The sequence below is a fragment of the Micromonospora parathelypteridis genome (assembly GCF_014201145.1).
Classification (GTDB): domain Bacteria; phylum Actinomycetota; class Actinomycetes; order Mycobacteriales; family Micromonosporaceae; genus Micromonospora; species Micromonospora parathelypteridis.
The window spans coordinates 5,820,801-5,837,920 of sequence record NZ_JACHDP010000001.1 but is presented as its reverse complement, the minus strand read 5'-3'; the positions used below and the strand labels follow the sequence as shown (position 1 = coordinate 5,837,920).

The 17,120-nt window shown below is 69.4% G+C and carries 13 protein-coding genes; 8 read left to right on the top strand and 5 right to left on the bottom strand.

Annotated elements, in window-relative coordinates:
• The first annotated feature begins 29 nt into the window (after positions 1-29).
• Entirely contained in the window at positions 30-3,401 is a 3,372-nt protein-coding gene (locus HNR20_RS26435) for a S8 family serine peptidase (RefSeq protein WP_184185080.1), read from the top strand.
• Between the two features lie 51 nt (positions 3,402-3,452).
• On the opposite strand, the gene HNR20_RS26430 is transcribed toward HNR20_RS26435, so the two are convergent.
• Positions 3,453-4,517 (bottom strand): trypsin-like serine peptidase, encoded by a 1,065-nt coding sequence (locus tag HNR20_RS26430; protein ID WP_229687304.1) that lies wholly within the window; start codon positions 4,515-4,517, stop codon positions 3,453-3,455.
• Positions 4,518-4,933: 416 nt separating this feature from the next.
• On the opposite strand from HNR20_RS26430, the gene pdxR reads away from it, so the two are divergent.
• Genes pdxR through HNR20_RS26415 form a run of 3 tightly spaced genes read left to right on the top strand, consistent with a single transcriptional unit; the run spans position 4,934 to position 7,608 of the window.
• The gene (gene pdxR / locus HNR20_RS26425; RefSeq protein WP_184185076.1) at positions 4,934-6,331 is read left to right on the top strand and encodes a MocR-like pyridoxine biosynthesis transcription factor PdxR; all 1,398 of its coding nucleotides are present in this window, start codon (positions 4,934-4,936) and stop codon (positions 6,329-6,331) included.
• Positions 6,332-6,372: 41 nt separating this feature from the next.
• On the top strand, positions 6,373-6,777 hold the full coding sequence (locus tag HNR20_RS26420) for a cupin domain-containing protein (protein ID WP_221309923.1): 405 nt from the start codon (positions 6,373-6,375) through the stop codon (positions 6,775-6,777).
• Positions 6,778-6,792: 15 nt separating this feature from the next.
• Positions 6,793-7,608 carry an NAD-dependent epimerase/dehydratase family protein gene (locus HNR20_RS26415; RefSeq protein WP_184185073.1) on the top strand — a complete coding sequence of 272 codons (816 nt, stop codon included), beginning with the start codon at positions 6,793-6,795 and terminating at the stop codon, positions 7,606-7,608.
• Between the two features lie 62 nt (positions 7,609-7,670).
• Here the strand turns inward: HNR20_RS26415 and HNR20_RS26410 are convergent, their stop codons facing one another.
• A complete protein-coding gene (locus HNR20_RS26410) occupies positions 7,671-9,899 on the bottom strand; it encodes a hypothetical protein (RefSeq protein WP_229687305.1) in 2,229 nt (742 codons plus the stop codon).
• 361 nt (positions 9,900-10,260) lie between these two features.
• Here HNR20_RS26410 and HNR20_RS32490 point away from each other — a divergent pair, with 361 nt between their 5' ends.
• From HNR20_RS32490 to HNR20_RS26395, 4 genes are all read left to right on the top strand, one after another.
• Complete coding sequence (locus tag HNR20_RS32490) at positions 10,261-10,395, top strand: hypothetical protein (RefSeq protein WP_260321899.1); 135 nt, start codon at positions 10,261-10,263, stop codon at positions 10,393-10,395.
• Positions 10,396-10,567: 172 nt separating this feature from the next.
• A complete protein-coding gene (locus HNR20_RS26405; RefSeq protein WP_184185066.1) occupies positions 10,568-11,320 on the top strand; it encodes a hypothetical protein in 753 nt (250 codons plus the stop codon).
• Positions 11,321-11,658: 338 nt separating this feature from the next.
• A complete protein-coding gene (locus tag HNR20_RS26400) occupies positions 11,659-12,156 on the top strand; it encodes a sigma-70 family RNA polymerase sigma factor (RefSeq protein WP_184185063.1) in 498 nt (165 codons plus the stop codon).
• 11 nt (positions 12,157-12,167) lie between these two features.
• Positions 12,168-13,160 (top strand): hypothetical protein, encoded by a 993-nt coding sequence (locus HNR20_RS26395; RefSeq protein WP_184185061.1) that lies wholly within the window; start codon positions 12,168-12,170, stop codon positions 13,158-13,160.
• A 398-nt stretch (positions 13,161-13,558) separates the two neighbouring features.
• Here HNR20_RS26395 and HNR20_RS26390 read toward each other — a convergent pair whose 3' ends face one another.
• The 3 genes from HNR20_RS26390 to HNR20_RS26380 all read right to left on the bottom strand — a co-directional run bounded on the left by HNR20_RS26390 (position 13,559) and on the right by HNR20_RS26380 (position 17,120).
• Positions 13,559-14,572: an SdrD B-like domain-containing protein gene (locus HNR20_RS26390; protein WP_184185058.1), complete on the bottom strand. Its 1,014-nt coding sequence runs from the start codon at positions 14,570-14,572 to the stop codon at positions 13,559-13,561.
• A gap of 1,016 nt (positions 14,573-15,588) precedes the next feature.
• Positions 15,589-16,242, bottom strand: coding sequence for a GntR family transcriptional regulator (locus tag HNR20_RS26385; RefSeq protein ID WP_184185055.1), 654 nt, complete (start codon positions 16,240-16,242; stop codon positions 15,589-15,591).
• A gap of 125 nt (positions 16,243-16,367) precedes the next feature.
• On the bottom strand, positions 16,368-17,120 hold the full coding sequence (locus HNR20_RS26380) for an amino acid ABC transporter ATP-binding protein (protein ID WP_184189064.1): 753 nt from the start codon (positions 17,118-17,120) through the stop codon (positions 16,368-16,370).

The following is a 17,120-nucleotide window of genomic DNA, read 5'->3' as shown; positions in this document are numbered from 1 at the left end:
ACCGCCACCCGGAAGTGAGGACACCTACCGTGCACCTGACCGCGCCGCACCGACTGCTGGCCGCCCTACTGACGCCGGCCCTGGCCACCGGACCGGTCGCCGCCATGGCCGCACCGGCGGCGGTCGACGCCGGGCCGGTCCGGGCCGTCATCGTCGTCCTCGCCGATCAGCACGACACCGCTCCCGCGCGGCTGCTCGCCGACCGGGCCGCCCGGATCACCGCCGACCAGCAGCCGATGCTCACCGACCTGCGCCGCGTCGGCGCCACCCGGGTGACGCCCTTCCGCCTGGTGAACGCCATCGCCACGACCCTGCCGGAGCGGGCCGTCGCGGAGCTGGAGACCCGTCCCGGGGTGCGAGCCGTACTGCCCGACAGTCCACTGCGACTGCGCCAACCGGTCGCGCCGAGCCGGCCCGCGCCACCGGCCGGCGGGACCGCGATGGGTGCCCGCAGCTGCGCCGGGCCGGGTGAGCCACCGCTGACCGAACCGGAAGGGCTGGCGTTGACGCGTACCGTCGGATCCGCCCAGGGGCCCGGCGCCCACGACCTGGCCGACGGCTCAGGGGTGCGGGTCGGCGTGCTCGGCGGGGCGATCGACCCGGCGGCGGCGGAGTTCGTCCGCGACGGGCGGTCGGTCGTGGCTGGCTACGCCGACTTCACCGGCGACGGCCTGGACGCCCCCTCGTACATCCTGGAATCCTTCGGCGACGCGAGCGTGGTGGCGGCCCAGGGCGTCGGCGTCTACGACGCCGGGCGGTACGCGCATCCGGCGCACCGCTCCGACGGACCGTGCCTGATGCGGATCCTCGGCGTCGCACCGGCCGCCACCGTGCACGTCGCCAAGGTGTTCAGCAACGTCGCGGCACCCACGTCGGTTGTCCTGCAGGGCATCGAGTGGGCGGTGCTCCATGAACGCGTCGACGTGCTGAACGAGTCGTTGGTGGGTTACGGCTACCCGGACACGGCCGCGAACGCGCTGCGGCTGGCCAACGACGCGGCCGTCGCCGCGGGGGTGACAGTGGTGGTGGCCACCGGGGACGCCGGGCCGGACGGCACCCTGGGTTCGCCGGCCAGCGACCCGGACGTCATCGCCGTCGGCGCGAGCACCCAACTGCGCGCGTACGGCCAACTCGGGTACGGCGGTTCGCCGCTCGGCGACGGCGGCCACCGGTCCGACTCGGTGTCCGCGTTGAGCTCCGGCGGCACCGCGCAGGCGGAACCTCGCACCGTCGACCTCGTGGCACCCGGCGACACCTCGTGGGCTGCCTGCTCGACCGACACCGCGCGCTACCAGAGCTGTATCTCCTTCTTCGACGGCGGCAGCCCCAGCCCGTTCTTCCTGTTCGGCGGCACCAGCGCCGCAGCGCCGTTCGTGGCCGGGGCGGCGGCGTTGGTGATCCAGACGGTACGCCGGCACACCGGCGGCACACCGACCCCCGAGCAGGTCAAACGCATCCTCATGAGCTCCGCGACCGACCTGCGGCAGCCGGCAGACCAGCAGGGGGCCGGGCGGGTGGACACCCTCGCGGCGGTGCGGCTGGCCGCCGCCCTGACCGACCACCCGGACTCCGCCGCCCGGCCCGCCGACGCCGCTGCCGGATCCGCTGGTCGGCCGGCCTCGGGGGACCTGGCGGGGCTGCTTGTCGCCACCTCGACGGCGAGCGTCACCGGCGCGGCGGGGCAGGTCACGCCGGTCGCGGTGCACCTCACCAATCCGGGCGGGCGCGCCCGTCGCGTCACCGTCGGCCTGCGGTCCGCCGCGCCGGCCCGCAGCCTCGCCGCCGGTCAGGTGACGCCGGGGGCGGGGACGGCCTTCGCCGACTCCGACGGCGTACCGGCGAACGCCCGCCGGGTGCCGGTCACCGTTCCGGGCGGGACCGACCAGCTCCAGGCCGCGGTGGCCTGGGACCCCCGGTCACATGCCACGCCGGTCGCGGTGAGCGTCTTCGATCCCGCCGGCCGGCTCGCCGGTTACTCACTGCCGCTGGGCAACGGGGGGTACGGGCGGGTGACGGTGGCCCGGCCGCAGCCGGGCCGCTGGACCGTGGCGATCTGGACCCGCGACGACGGGTCACCGCCGGTGGATGCGGTGCGGTACGACGTCACCGCGCTGCGGCTGACCGCGCGAAGCGGCCCCTCGGTCGTCGTGCCGCCCGGCGGTACGCGGACCGCCTGGCTGCCGGTCCGCCTGCCGACCACGGCTGGTGACTCGTCGGCCGCCGTGACCGTCGTCGCCGGCACGACGGGTTACGCGGCGCTTCCGTTAGGACTGCGGGCGCTGGTCCCGACCGGTCCCACCGGCGGCAGCTTCGGCGGCACCTTCTCCGGCGGCAACGGCGCCCTCGCCGGGTGGGCGCTGCTCGGGCAGCGGCGCAGCTTCCAGTTCGACGTACCGGCTGGGAAACCGGCGCTGGCCGTGTCGGTGCACGCCGGCGACGACCCGGGGCTGGAGGTGTGGGGCTTCCTCGTCGACCCGGCCGGGATGCCGCTCGCGGCCAGCAGCTCGCGCTCCGCGGGGACCACGGCGCCGCCCCGGCTGGACCTGGTCCGGCGTGCCCCGCAGCCAGGTCGATGGACCGTGGTGCTGGTGCTCACCGCGCCGACCGCCACTGTCCGGACCAGCCAGCCGTTCCACGGCCGGGTGGGGTTCGCCCCGGCGTCGGTGGTGGCGACCGGAGTGCCGGCGGGCGCCGTGCTGCCGGCGGGTCGTCCCGCTGAGGCCACCCTCACCATCACCAACACCGGTACGGCACCGGCGTCGTACCTCGTGGACGCCCGGCTGGACGCCATGGGCGAGGTGCCACTGCGGCCGGTGGCGTCGGCCACGTATCAGACACCGGTGTCCGCCGTCGATGTCTACCCTCGCTTCGCGGTCCCGTCCGGCACGACCCGGCTGCGGATGTCGGCGGATTCGACGGTGCCGCACGTGCTGGACACGCAACCGTATGGCGAGAACGGCTACTACGTCGGTGACCCGGACCTGGCCGGGACCGCCGGCCGGCGCTCGGAGGTGGTCGTCTCGTCGGCGGAGGTGTCGGCCACGACCTGGATCTGCAACGCCAACCGGGCCGGCCCGTTCGGCGGTGCTCCCCAGCCCTCGGCCCGAGTGGACTGCGCGGCGACTGCCCTGACTCGACTCTTCGACCGGCGGGTCACCTCGTCCACCGGCAGTTACTGGCGGCGGGTGGTCGAAGGGTCGACCGACCCATCCACGCCGCTGACGCTGGCGCCGGGGCAGAGCGGCCGGGTCATCGTGATCTTCAGCGCGGACGAACCGGTGGGAGAACCGGTCACCGGTTCGTTGACGGTGACCACCCTCGACGCCCGTACCGGGTTCGCCACGGAGGTGGCCGCGGTGCCCTACGCGTACACGGTGTCTGGTGGTGAGGTCGAGCGGTGAGGATGGCGATGGGCCGCCAAGGCGCAGAGCGCGCGTCGGCGGCCCACCGTCTCAGCCGTTGTCGATCAGGCTGGCGATCTCGTTGTAGATCAGGTGCGCCTTCGCGCCCTGGTTCGACGGACAACCGCCGAGGTGGTGCAGGGCGATCACACGGTGGCTGGCGTTCAGCACGGGTGAACCCGAGTTGCCACCGGAGGTGTCACAGCTGTAACTGATGTTCCAGGTGTTGTAGTTCGCGTTCCGGACGGCGCAGGTCGCGCCGTTCTGGGTGTCCTCGTAGATCGACAGCCGCTTCGCGCTGCCGTCGCCGTGCCCGGGGACGTAGATCCGGGTGCCGTTGCTGGTGGCGGTAGTTGCCAGGTACAGCGTGCCGAATCCCTGGATGGTGGCGAAGTTGTTGACCGAGAACAGGGTGTAGTCCAGCTGGTTGGAGCCGCCGCTGCTCACCCTGTAGAGGGTGGCACCGCTGACCTTGGTGCCGGCGCCGGGATTCGCGCCGCCGCAGGTGGCGCACTGGTAGTTGAACTGCATCTCGCTGCCGCTCACTGCGGACTGCGTCGAGAAGCAGTGCTTGTTCGTCAGCATCCGGTTGGTGTTGCCGACCCGCCAGGTGGTGCACAGTCCACCGCCGCTGATCAGCAGCCGCGCTACCGCCCTGCCGCGGGCGTACTCGGTGGGGTGGCTGTTCTGGTAGCAGACCACGTCCCGGCGGGCGTCGGTGCTGCACACGGACTGGGTGGAGAAGTTGTGCGCGGCGATCTCCGTGCGGTCGTATCCGCGCCAGAACCGGTCAATGGTGGCGGCGCTGCCACGTGAGGGGCGGCTGCTGTGCAGTGTCACCACCGCGGTGTCGCCCTCGACCGACATCGCCCAGAAACCCGGCTGCCCGTCGGTGGTGTAGTCCGAACCGGTCGCCCGGTTCAGGTGGCGGTCGTACCGGTAGCTCTCCTTGCCGTCGCGGCTCGACACGGTGACGTAGTCGCCTTGGGCCAGCCGCAGTGAGCTGAAGTGCACCTTGACGTAGGTGGCACCGGGGTGCTGAATGATCTGCGTCCCGCCGTTGGGGGCGTAGGACAGGGAGCTGTCGACGGTGCGGAGTTCACCGATCGTGGTCACACCCTCAGCCGAAAACTGGTTCGATTCCGGTGCCCGCTCGGATTGTGGCGCGAGAGGGGCAACCGAGTACGCCTCGGCGGCGGGTACCGACAGTAGGCTCAGCCCAAGTGTGCAGGCAGCGAGCGCGACCGCCCCCGTTCGTAGGCGGCGCAGGGCATGTTTCATCTGTCGCTCCTTCTCAGGAATCAGCACCGAGACGTGCCTTCGGCCTTCATACCTGAGAACAAGCAAGACATGTAATCCCATCTATGTCATAGCTGCCTGCTCACCGCCCCAGCTCTCGCGGCGCGAAACCACGGTCGCGCTGGTCACCATCGACGCTTCGCCCGCCGGAAGCACGTCGAGGTCGATGGATCTGGCACGTGAGTCGTCGCCGAACCAGCTAGCGCTGCTCGCACAGGTGAGATCGTTGCTGGGTGGCGAAGTCGCTTGACCTGCATCTGGAGTTCGATCGGGGTACGAATTTCCCGGGTCGCTCCCTGGAGAGCGCGTTACGAGAAGGCATCCGGGCCGGCCGGCTGCGAGTCGGGGCGCGCCTACCCGGAAGCCGGAGCCTGGCCAACGACCTGGGCTTGGCCCGGGGCACGGTGGTACAGGCATACGCGCAGCTGATTGCGGAAGGGTGGCTGGTGACGGCACCCGGCTCGGGCACCCGGGTCGCGGAGGTGCTCCATGATGTGCCCGGCTCGCGCCGCCAGCCGCGACCATCGACGACGGCCGGGCCGGTGATCGAGTTACGGCCAGGGATTCCCGATCTCGGTTCGTTCCCCCGCACGGCCTGGGTCGGCAGTGTGCGCCGGGCGCTGGCGACGGCGTCGCGCGGCACGCTGGACTACCCCGAGCCGACGGGGCTGCCCGTGTTGCGGGCGGCGGTGGCCGACTATCTCGCGCGTACCCGTGGTGTTCTCTGCGACCCGGACGCGGTGGTGATCACGGCGGGCTTCACCCAGGGCCTCTCCCTGGTGGCGCGGACGCTGCACCGGCGCGGCGTACGCGCCATCGCCACCGAGAACCCCGGCCTGGCCCCTCATCGCACGGTGCTGCGCGCCGCGGGCCTGACGGTCACCCCGCTCACCGTGGGCGCGGGCGGGGCCGACCCGGACGACGTGACGGGTCAGGCCGCGCTGCTCACCCCGGCGCACCAACATCCGACCGGGGTGGTCCTCAGCCCAGGGCACCGGTACCGGTTCATCGCCTGGGCGCGGGAGCACGACGCGTTCCTGATCGAGGACGACTACGACGGCGAGTTCCGCTACGACCAGCGGCCGGTGGGCGCGATGCAGGCGCTGGCGCCGGAGCGGATCGTCTATGCCGGGAGCACGAGCAAATCGCTGGCGCCGGGCGTACGCCTGGGCTGGTTCGTCGTACCCGAGTCACTGCGTCGCGACCTGACGGCGACGATCATGGAGGCCGGCGCCGCAGTCTCCGCGATCGACCAGCTCGCCATGGCCGACCTGCTCACACACGGCGACTACGACCGGCACATTCGCCGCATGCGCCTGACCTACCGCCGCCGCCGGATCGAGCTGGCCGACCGCCTGGGCGAGGTCACCCCTACCCCACTGGAGGGCATCGCGGCCGGCATGCACGCGCTGCTGCCGCTGGCCTCGGTGGAGCAGGAACACTGGCTGATCCAGGCCGGGCGCCGCCAGGGACTGCACCTGATCGGCCTGCACAGCAACAGCTACTGGCACGATCCGGCGGATGAGAGGCAGGCGGCAGCCCTGGTCCTCGGATACGCGGCACCACCAGATCATGCCTGGAAGGCAGCTCTGTCCGGACTCTGCGAACTGGTCCATCAGATCGGGCGCTAACCGGTACATTCTGTTGATCCGGTCGGAGATACGTTCGATTCATGCAGACCATGGAAATCGGAAACAACGAGATCGTGCTGCTCGGCACGGCCATGCCTCCGGAGCTGCCGGCGGGCTCGCACGTGATGACCGCGACGATCGAACTACCCCCGGGCGACCCGGGCACGCCGCCGCACCGGCATTCCGGTCCGGTCTTCGGCTACATGCTCGAAGGCGAGATGATCTTCGAGCTGGAGGGCGAGCCAGAACGGGTCATCAAGGCCGGTGAGGCGTTCTGGGAGCCTGGCGGCGACGTCATCCACTACCAGGCCGCCAACAACCTGCCCGATCGGGTGAGCAAATTCCTGGTCGTCATGGTGTGCGCGCCCGGCCAGGAAATGCTGGTGATGATCAGCCCTGAGGAGCTCGAACAGCGTAGGGACCGCCGCTCGCCCCGGCCGAACTGACGGAGGCACACAGTCATGCGTATCGTTCTCGCCGGTTCGACCGGCGTCATCGGCCGCCGGCTCGAGCCGCTCCTGAGCGCGCAGGGGCATGAGGTCATCGGGCTGGCCCGCAACGGCCCGATCGCCGTCGACGTGCTCGACCGGGACGCGGTGGTGGCCGCCGTCCGTGACGCCCGGCCTGACGTAGTGATGCACCAATTGACCAGCCTGAGCACGGGCGACTTCGCCGCCAATTCGCGGCTGCGTCAGATCGGGACCCGCAACCTGGTCGACGCGGCGCTCGCTGCCGGGGTACGCCGGTTCGTGGCACAGAGCATCGCCTGGGCGTACGAGCCCGGCACCGAGCCGGGCACCGAGAAGACCCCGCTCGACGTCGGCGCTCCAGAGCCGCGGCAGACCACTGTGGCCGGTATCTCTGCGCTCGAAGCCGCCGTCCAGGAGACGCCCGAGTGGGTCGTGCTGCGGTACGGCACTCTCTACGGCCCGGGCACCTGGTATGCCCGCAACGGTCTGATGGCCCAGTTCGCCGCCGACGGCAAGGTCCCCGCTGACGCAGACGTGAGTAGCCTGCTGCACATCGACGACGCCGTCGCCGCGGCGGTCGCCGCCCTGGAGTGGCCCGCCGGCGCGGTCAACGTCTGCGACGACGAGCCCGCCGCCGCCTCGGAGTGGGTGCCCGCGTTCTGCACGGCGGCCGGGGTCCCGGCACCCGCGGCGACGGTAGGCGAGCGGCACGGCTGGGCACGGGGCGCGAGCAACCACTACGCCCGCACGCACCTCGACTGGCTCCCGACTTATCCCTCCTGGCGAGAGGGATTCGCCACCCTGTGATCAGTCACTCCCCCGCGGAGCGCCCTCGCCACCTCGGTGCTGGTGGTGCCGCCATGACGAGATCATTGCCCGGGCGGTGGGTCGGCCGGACGCGCTCCTGGACCTGTCGGCCCGCGAAGGCGCTCGATCAACGCCTGCGCCACCTCGGCGTACCGCGGCTCCGATCCGTAGGACCGGTGTCCCTGGATCGGTGGCGGGACGCTGTCGCCCGGTGGAGGCACCACATCGGCGGGGTCCCGCAGCCGGTGGTCCACCGTGGCCGCCGGGCCGTCGGCGGTGACCGGCACGATTGTCCGGTGAGCCGAGAAAATCCAGCCGCCGATCGGGTCGGTGTCACGCCACAGGTTCACCCACCGCCACTCGACTCGTACGCCGACCTCCTGCAGCACCTCGTCGTCGACGTAGGCTGGGAACAGCCGCGCGTAGAGTCGGCGAAGTGGCGACGCGTGGGTGAGCAGGGCGACGCGGCTGCTGACCTCAGGCGATAACTGGAGCAGTGTCGCGGCGGCCAGGACCGAACCGTGACTGTGCGCGGAGAGCAGCACGGCGTTGCCGCGTCCGACCAGGTACGTGATTCGTCGGGTCAACTCCGGCACGGCTCGTTCGGCGTAGCAGGGTGGCGCGAACGGGTGAGCCGCCCGGGGCCAGAACGTGCCCAGGTCCCACAGGACACCCACGTGGCGCCTGAATTCGAGTGTCCGATAGGCGAAGATTCCGCCGACGGCCAGGCCGAGGATGATCGCGGCGATCGCCCAGCTACCGAGCTCGATGGAGAAGGTGATCAGGTCGCCCGGCACCCGCGCGTACCGCTGCACCGATTCGCTCGGGAGCAGCTCCAGCAAACCGACGGTGGTGGTGGCCGTGCCGATCCCGGCAAGGCAAGCATAGACCACGGTCAATGGGGCCAGTCTTTCGGTGATCCGAGCCCGAGCTATCGCCTTCTGCACCTGCCGTAGTCGGGTCGCTGCTCCGGGCGGACGGTCCGGGTAGTCGCACGCCACAATCTCCGCCGCCGCGCGGAGTCGTCGGCGTCGGGAAATCAGGATGACCGGCACCGCTATCACCAGCGTGAACAGTACGGTCCGGAGAAAGCCGAAGATCGCCCAGGTAAACGCCGGCGGCAGACCGGAGGCCAGGCCCTCGCCGGTCGGCTCGTCGCGGTCCAGGAAATCCGCCACCCGGTAGACCAACTCGGCGGAGACCGCCACCGCCAGGCTGACCGCGCTGGCCGCGATCACCAGCGCGCCCAGCCCGAGCAGCGGGATGGCGCCCGGCCGCCGGTCCGGACGCCAGAGCAGTGCAGCGGCGAGGGCAGTCAGCAGGGTCGTCTGGGCAACAAACAGCGAGGTGAGGATCGAGCCGTAGCCGGGTAGGCCGCCCCCGTCGGACCACGGCGCTGTGCTGGCCAGGACGTGGGCCGTCACCACGAGGGTCAGGGCGACGGCGACCGTCCGCACCGTGCGCGTGATCCGGTCCAGTCGCTGATCCACGGCCCGGTCGATCAGCGGGGGTATGCAGAGCAGGACTACACAGCTCGCCAGAACCGTCCCAGTGACTACGGCCAGCACGATCGTGCTGGCGGAGGCGCCGGTTGCGGCTCGGGATGCGAGCAGAATGACGTCCAGTGTCGCGAACGCGGCCGCGACGTTAATCGAGCGCAGCCGACCCACCAGCGGCTCGGCCTCCCACTGACCAATCTCGCCGAGTCGATGCCCGGAGACCCCTTCCGCGGGAGCGCGAAAAGCGTCGAACACCCTCCCTGGCCGCGCGCTTGCCCGCCAGAGCAGGCCGATGGCAGCAGCCGGAACCATCGCGAGTACCGCCAGCCGCAGGCCCACCGGTTGCCCACCCAACCAGGACAACCAGATGCGCCCGGCCAGGCAGCGTGGCGAGCCCATGCACTTCCACGCGATCAGGTCCAGCGTGACACCGGCGAAGGCAAGCACATACAGCGCGGTGAGAGTGAGCGCCAGTAAGCGACACAGGGATCTGACCATCGCATCAGAGCCAGCGCTCGCCGGACGCATCCAGATCGCCAGGTTGGCCAGCATGAACGGCAGCAGGAACACCAGCGACAGCGTTCGGACCACCGTTCCGGAGGGCAGGTCCGCCCAGCGGTACGCCTCCAGCGTCACCCGTCCGCCGCTGCTGCACGAACAGTCGCGGCGGGGACGGTAGAAGCCCCCACTGCGGTCGCCCGCGACCTGCTCGACCTGCGGCACGTCCAGAACCTGGCTGGCGCTTGCACTGGCGGCCCCATGTACGCGCAGCTCCACCACATCGTCGGACACACTCGGACCGCTCAACCACGCTGATGCACCCGCCATCGGCCCCCCGGAGCACTTCTGTGGCCAGCCGGGTGAACCCGGACGCCCCTCACCACTCGCGGCTGCGTACCCCATCGGGCCACGAGCAATCTAGGTGATCTCACCCGAGGCCCTGCTGCTGGTCGGCTGCGATTCAGTAGGGCGACACGAACCATTGCCCCACCACCGGCGATGCATTTCCCACCGCCGGCAGGAGCTGGAACAGCGTAGGGTCGGCGTGCAGTGGAGGATTTCGCGCCCGCGCGCGGGTCTTCCGTCACCTGCACGCCGCGATCAGGCGAGTACCACACTGCACGTTCACCGACCTGCTCCAGGAGGTTCGATCATGTCCAAGGACTCGACGAGCAAGGCGAACGTCAAGAAGAAGGGTAAGACGATCAAGGAGAAGCAGACTGCGAAGCGCCTGAAGCGCGACGAGCAGAACGGGCACTCCTCAAACATCGTGTCCACCGGGCGCTGACGCCGGCAGCATCGCTCAATCGTCCGAATGCAGCGATGAAGGTGGGGGCTGACGATCGTCGGATCCCCACCCGCCGCTGCTGCCGTAGAGCCGCGGCAGAACCGCCCGGTTGGTGCACAGGGTTGACTTGACTGCCCGGCGTTGTGTGGAACGTGTCTGGCAAGATCGCGGAATGGCATCACCACCGCGCTGGCTCAGCCGTTACGAGCGGGGGCAACGGGAGCTGGTCTGGCAGGAGTTGCGTCAGCTTGGCGGCGTGGTTCTGGAGCCCGAACAGGCGCACGAGGCGCAGCTGGTCTGCGACGAGATGGCGCGCCGTGCCCGCCAGAACATCGAGGCGATCGTCGACCAGTTGTCCACTGACGGCTACCGCTTCCACACCAACGACGATGAGCAGACGCCCGTACGACCGCATACCCCGCCGAGCGCGGACGCGGACGCCTACGTCGATTGGCTGGCTCAACGGTTCGCCGCCGTCCCCATGACCTTGTCCTCCTGGGTGCGCATCGTCGGGGACGTCTGGCTGGTGGGCACTCACCCGGCGTGGGCCAGCTCGGCGAGCGCGGACCCGCTCGTGATCGAGCTGGAGGGGACCCGCTATCCCGCCGGGCAGTCACTTCGGGAGTACATCGAGGACGAGTGGGCCGACCGGAACGAGCGGCAGGCCGACGACCCCGACAACGGCCTGTTCGTGCTCCCCGCCGCGCCCGACCGCTTTCACAAAGGCAACGTCAGCGGAGGCGAACCGTACGGCTTCGTCCTTCCGGACGGGTGCGTCGACGGGCTGTTCAGCTGGGAGACGACCATGCCGTTCGTCTCTTACCTGAACTGGGTCTTCAGCGAAGGTGGGTTCCCCTGGCCGTCCGGCGACGATGACCAGTGGCAGGTGAGACACCGACTCGTCCGGGACCTGCTGCCGCTATAGCCCCTTCGCGCTGACCGGCAGTGCGGGTGTCGGTGAGCACTTCGGGCGGGCTGACCACTTCGCCAACCTGCACCCAGACTGCTCCCAACTGCAAGGCCGGGCCACGCAGCAGCTCCTAACGCCGTGACCTGCGCGTACTCCCTCGCCAGGATGCCGCGCCTTCTTGCTGCGGCAGCTGCGGTAAGCCCGCCCGTAGCCAGCGGTTCCGACAACGCCTTGCTGCTTCGGGACTGCGGTGCCGTCGATCAAAGGTTCGCGTAGGGTTCAACCCATTTGTCACCGCTAGCCTCATGATCAACGAAAATTTTTCCGCGGGGGGTAAATGGATCGGGGCGCTGATGCGTAAACCCCGTGTGGAACGAGAACGGACGGACTTCGCGGACTTCTATCAGCGGTCCCGAGACAACTGCCTGCGCGCCGTACTAGCTGGTACGGGCGATCGCGCGCTGGCCGAGGATCTGGTCGCTGAGGCGTACGCGCGAGCCTGGGCCTCCTGGCCAAAGCTGAGCCAGCATCCGGCACCGGCGGCGTGGGTGGTGCGCACCGCCCTCAACACCCGGGTGTCCTGGTGGCGGCGACGCCGGCGGGAGGTGGCCCTCGACGGCCACGAGCGAGCGTCTCTCATCGAGGACGACTTCGACACGAATGACGCCCTGCTGGCCGCCGTTCGCCGGCTGCCGCAGCGGCAGCGTGAGGTGGTCGTGTTACGTATCTGGCTCGACCTGGACACCAGGTCCGTGGCTGCAGTGTTGGGCATCTCCGCCCAGACCGTAGCCGTCCATCTTTCCCGTGCCACCGCAACCCTGCGGGCGCAGCTCGCGCCCGCAGCCCGTTAGGAGATTCGATCATGAACGACAATGAGGTGTGGGACGCGGTGAAACAGACCCTTTCCGACGTACAGATGGATCGCCCGGTCGAGGCGATCGAGCAGCGCGGCCGGGCCCAGCGACGCAAGCGCCATGCGCTCGGCCTGGCCGCTGGTGGTGGCGTCGCGGCCGTAGCCGCTCTCGCACTGGCCCTGCCCATGGCCACGGGATCCGGTACGGCCCCGACGCCGACCGGCCCAGCCAATCACGCCGGGGCCGCCTCCGAGGCACCAGCAGGCAACGTCAAGCTCGTGTCCCTGGCAGCCAACCTCACCGCAGACAACGCCTCGCTGCCGGGCGACGCGTCGCTGATCATCGAGAAGGTCGATGTCCGTCGGGGCACCGTGCCATCTCGTACCCGGTACCACCTGTACACCGACAGCGGCGAGTACTACTACACAGAGGCCAGGAACGAACTCCCACGGGTGATCGTTCGTGGCGAGAACCTCGGCAACGGCTTCCACACCCGTGGGGTGGCGGCGGCGCGGTACGCGGCAACCGGTGACCTCGCCAAAGCCCGGGAGCAAATGATCAACTCCGTGTACGACGAGGGAAAGCCCCCTATCGGCGCCGAGCAGGACCGACTTGAGATCCTTCGGAAGAAGGGGGTCGCAAACCCGTCTCCGCTTACCGATGAGGACCGGGAGCGCATCGCCGCCAACCACCTCTGGGTCAACAGCGTTGACGTGCTCTCCGCAGGGGGTGGCGACCCGAAGGTACGGGCGGGCGTGCTTCGCCTGGCCTCCACCATCCCCGGTGTCACCGTCGTGGATTCGACGACCGACGGGCAGCCCACCCTGACCATCACCGCCAAGGTGTGGACGGACGACACCCAACACGTGCTGACCATCAACGCCCAGAACGGGGTACCGGTCAGTTCCGAGGTGAACTCCCCGGAGACGGGAACCTCCTCTGCGGGAACCTTCAAGGTCTCCCGCGTGACGGTGGCCGACGTCAAGGCCGGCAGGTTCTGACCCTCGATCCGTCACCGTGCGCGCCGTCCGCATCACTTGGACGGCGCGCACGGACCGCGCCAATATTGGCGCCAGCTCAATGCCTGGCCGAGCGACTCCCGGCCACATTCGTCGACGCCGGCATCGACGCAGGTGCTCGGCTCGGCAACGGTGTACTCGTCCGTGATCGGCAAGGCGTGGGGCGGTTGACACATCCAAAGCCGAGGATGTTCGAGTCGCCGACGAGGACCATGAACGTGAACACCCGACGGAGCGCGCGTTGAGGGCGTTGTCGCGACCGGAGTCGCGGCGCCGAGGCTCCAGCGGGGTGCTGGGGCCTCGGCGCCCTTCGCCTTGCTCGACACAGCGGGGGACACTACAGCCTGCGGGTGTTCGACCGCCGGAGCGATCTCGGTCGATCAGGCCTGCAGGTGTACGCGGCGGCGCCGTGCAACGAGCACCAGCGCGATGCCGACCGCGACGGCGACCGCGGCCGCGCCGACGAACAGCATGGTGTTGTTGTCGCCGGTGACCGGCAGGCCCGGGCCGGCGCTCGATGACGCCGACGGCGACGCCGATGCCGACGCCGACGCCGACGGCGACGGCGACGCCGATCCCGACGGCGACGCCGATGCCGACGGCGACACCGACGGCGACGCCGACGGTGAGACGCTCGGCGAGCTCGCGGCGACCTTCTTCGCCGGCACGAAGACGCTCGGCTCGTCGCTGTCGTCGGCGCGGACCTGCGCCAGAGTGTGGTCGTCCTCGCCGTTCTCGCCGGCAAGGATCTTCCAGCCCGCCGGGGCGGTGAAGGTCAGCAGGACGTCGCCAGCTGGGAGGCGGGCGAAACGGAACAGGCCCTTGGCGTCCGTGATGGCCTCGGCGTACTTCGTCTTGCCGTCGGCACTGGTGGCGACGACCTTTACACCCGGGACGCCAGGCGTCCGGGGCGTCCACTCCGCGCCAGAGGACTGACCCTGGAAGACGTAGCCGCCGAGATCGTCGAAGACGCCCGCCACCGGCAGCCGCACGCTGGTGATGTTGTCGGCGTCGTTGGCCTCGCCGTTGTCGGCGCCAAGCGCGAAGGCAACGAATCCGTAGCCGGACTGCGACGCCACGTGGTTGGTCTTGCCGGTGATCTGAACGGTCTTGGTGGCGCCGGCGGCGAGGTCGAAGCCGGTCGACAGCTCACCGTAGGCCACACCGTCGACGCCCTCGCTGTCGCCGCCGGTGTAGTGCACGTGCTTGGCGCCGACGGAGCCCTTGTTCTTCACCGTGACGGTGATGGTGAAGGTCTCACCCTCGGCGTAGTTGGCCTTGTCGGCGACGGAGGTCACCGCGATATCCGGCTTGGGGTCGGCGGCCAGGGCGGCCGTTGCCGGAAGGACGGCCACGAGCACGCCCACGAGGGCGGCGGCGGCAAGTTTGCGCATGGAGGTCTCCGTAATGGGGGACGGGAATCAGCGCGATGTTAGCGGCTGGGCTAGTCGCTCCGCTGTCCCAAGATCGAAGACGTGATCGAAAAGGTATCCGATCACGGTTAGCTCGATGATCGAGTGAACGCTCAGCGGCTACCTGTTTCATTGACCTGCGACCGTGGCCCGGCCAGGCTACGGTCGAGGCCCCCGGGCTGTCGCTCTCATATCGGCTGCCCACTCTGGTCGTGTGGCCCTCTGTTGGCCTGCGCGACCCGGAAGAGGGTCACCGCCAGCACTCCCGGCCACACACGTAGAGCGTCGTCGACTGCTGCGCAGAACCGCCGAGTACTCCGCGGTGAAACAGGACGTCGCACCCACCCTGACCTGGGGGAACGTGGAACCGCAGGTAGGGGTGGGTGAAGTTTAAGCAACCTTGGACGCCGTTGGGCGCAGTTCAAGGCCGTTCAGGGCGCCCCGCGGCTCCCAAACTGCTCCCCCGATCCACGATTCGCACCGGCTAGTCGAAGCCCCGATTGTCACGGCCCATAGTGAAGCCCTCGATCCTCGAGTAGCAGGGCGTGGGCCCTCACCCGACTGGTGTCAACGCCGATTGAAATTTGCCCCTCTGTTCCGGTCGCCACCCGGAACCACGGGGTCAGTTTCACGCGGTGCCGGCAACGGCGCGGGTCTGCTCGGGTTGGCCGTGCGTGGCGCGGTGCCCGTGCCGGCCTTGCAGGCACCGCCTCCCTCTTCTAAGTCCGGGTGGCCGGTGACTGATCGACATCGCATTCCTCCGCCACCACGGTCATCCGCCTCAGCCGGAACCGAACCGCAATGATCGCCCACCATTTCGCGGTGGTCCCGTTACGGCACCGAAGGTATCCAGTTTGGCGTAGACAGACTCCTTATCTGTGGGTGCCCGCCATCCCCCGAACGACAGAGATTCCGCGTCCCTGCGGAAGCGGCGCGACCGCGAACAACAGAGCGCCCGGCCGAGGAACGTTGGTTCCTCAGCCGGGCGGGGTGAAGGGTCAGGACTGGGTGTTTCCCCGGAACACGGGGTCGGCAGAGTCGTAGAAGCGCAGCCGAACATCGCGAGCCGCCGAGAAGTGGACGTTCGCGCGTTCGCCCGCTACTTCGACATCGCGAGCCAGGATCGCCTCCAACAGCGCCTCGTGCTCGTCGCGGGAGTCCTGGTATCTCCCAGCGTGGTGAAGCGCCGTCGCCGGATAACGGCGGAGGTAGAGGTCGAGGCGCTTCAGGAAGTCGATCAGTGCGCTGTTGTGCGTGGCCGCCCAGATTGCTTCGTGGAACTTCCGGTTCGCGGCGTTCAGCGCGGCCACGTCGTCGGGCGGAACGTCTCGCAGGATCTCGTGCAGTCGGATGAGCTGCATCCGGTCGAAGCTGGTGTGCCGCTCCGCGGCCCCACGGGCGGCCGCGGCCTCCAGCGGAATACGTACCTCGTAGATGTCGAAGAGTGCCTGGGCACTGCGACCGGCAACGCGGAGTTGCCGCTCTGATGACTCGACGAGGCCGTCACGCGTAAGCAGGCGCAGCGCCTCCCGAACTGGTGTCCGGCTGACACCCAGGCGCGTCGCGACCGTCGTCACGACCAGCGGCGCCCCGGCTTCGAGTTCGCCGCTGATGATGTCGTCCCGCAGCCTCGCGTAGACGTCGGCGGCCAACTCTCTCGAACCGCTGGTCACCCCTTCGTCCCTCTCACATGTCTGCCTTCATTGCTCGACGGGAGCCTTAAATCCAACTCTGCAGGAGAGCCGATCTCCATCACGATGCGCGATACCATCCCCGTTTATAGCACCTTTGAAAGGAACGACTGCGTGCGGCCATTTTGCGGTCGGGCCAGAACTTGCTGCGGGTCGCCGTACTCGACAACGACTCCGTCGTCCATGAACACGACCGTGTCGGCGACCTCCCGGGCGAAGCCCATCTCGTGGGTGACGACGACCATGGTCATGCCCTCTGCCGCCAGCGACTTCATCACGTCCAGGACCTCGCCGACGAGTTCCGGGTCCAGCGCACTGGTCGGTTCGTCGAAGAGCATCAGCTTGGGCTCCATCATCAGGGCGCGGGCGATGGCAACGCGCTGCTGCTGGCCGCCGGAGAGTTGGCTCGGGTAGCTGTCTGCCTTGTGGGCGAGACCAACCCGCTCCAACAGCCGCTGAGCCCGCTCAGTCGCCAACTGCCGCGAGTCCTTCTTGACCCGTACGGCGGCCTCCAGGCAGTTGCCGAGAACGGTCAGGTGAGGGAAGAGGTTCCACTGCTGGAAGACCATCCCCACCTCGGCACGCTGCCGGCACACCTCCCGGTCACGCAGTTCGTGGAGCTTCTCGCCGACCTGGCGGTATCCGATGAGATCGCCGTCGATCCAGATGCGGCCGGCCTGGATCTTCTCCAGGTGGTTGATGCAGCGCAGGAACGTGGACTTCCCCGAGCCGGACGGTCCGATCACGCACGTGACCTCGCCTCGGGCTACCTCGAGGGAGATCCCCTTCAGAACCTCAACCCGGCCGAAGGACTTGCGTACCCCCTCGGCGCGGACCAT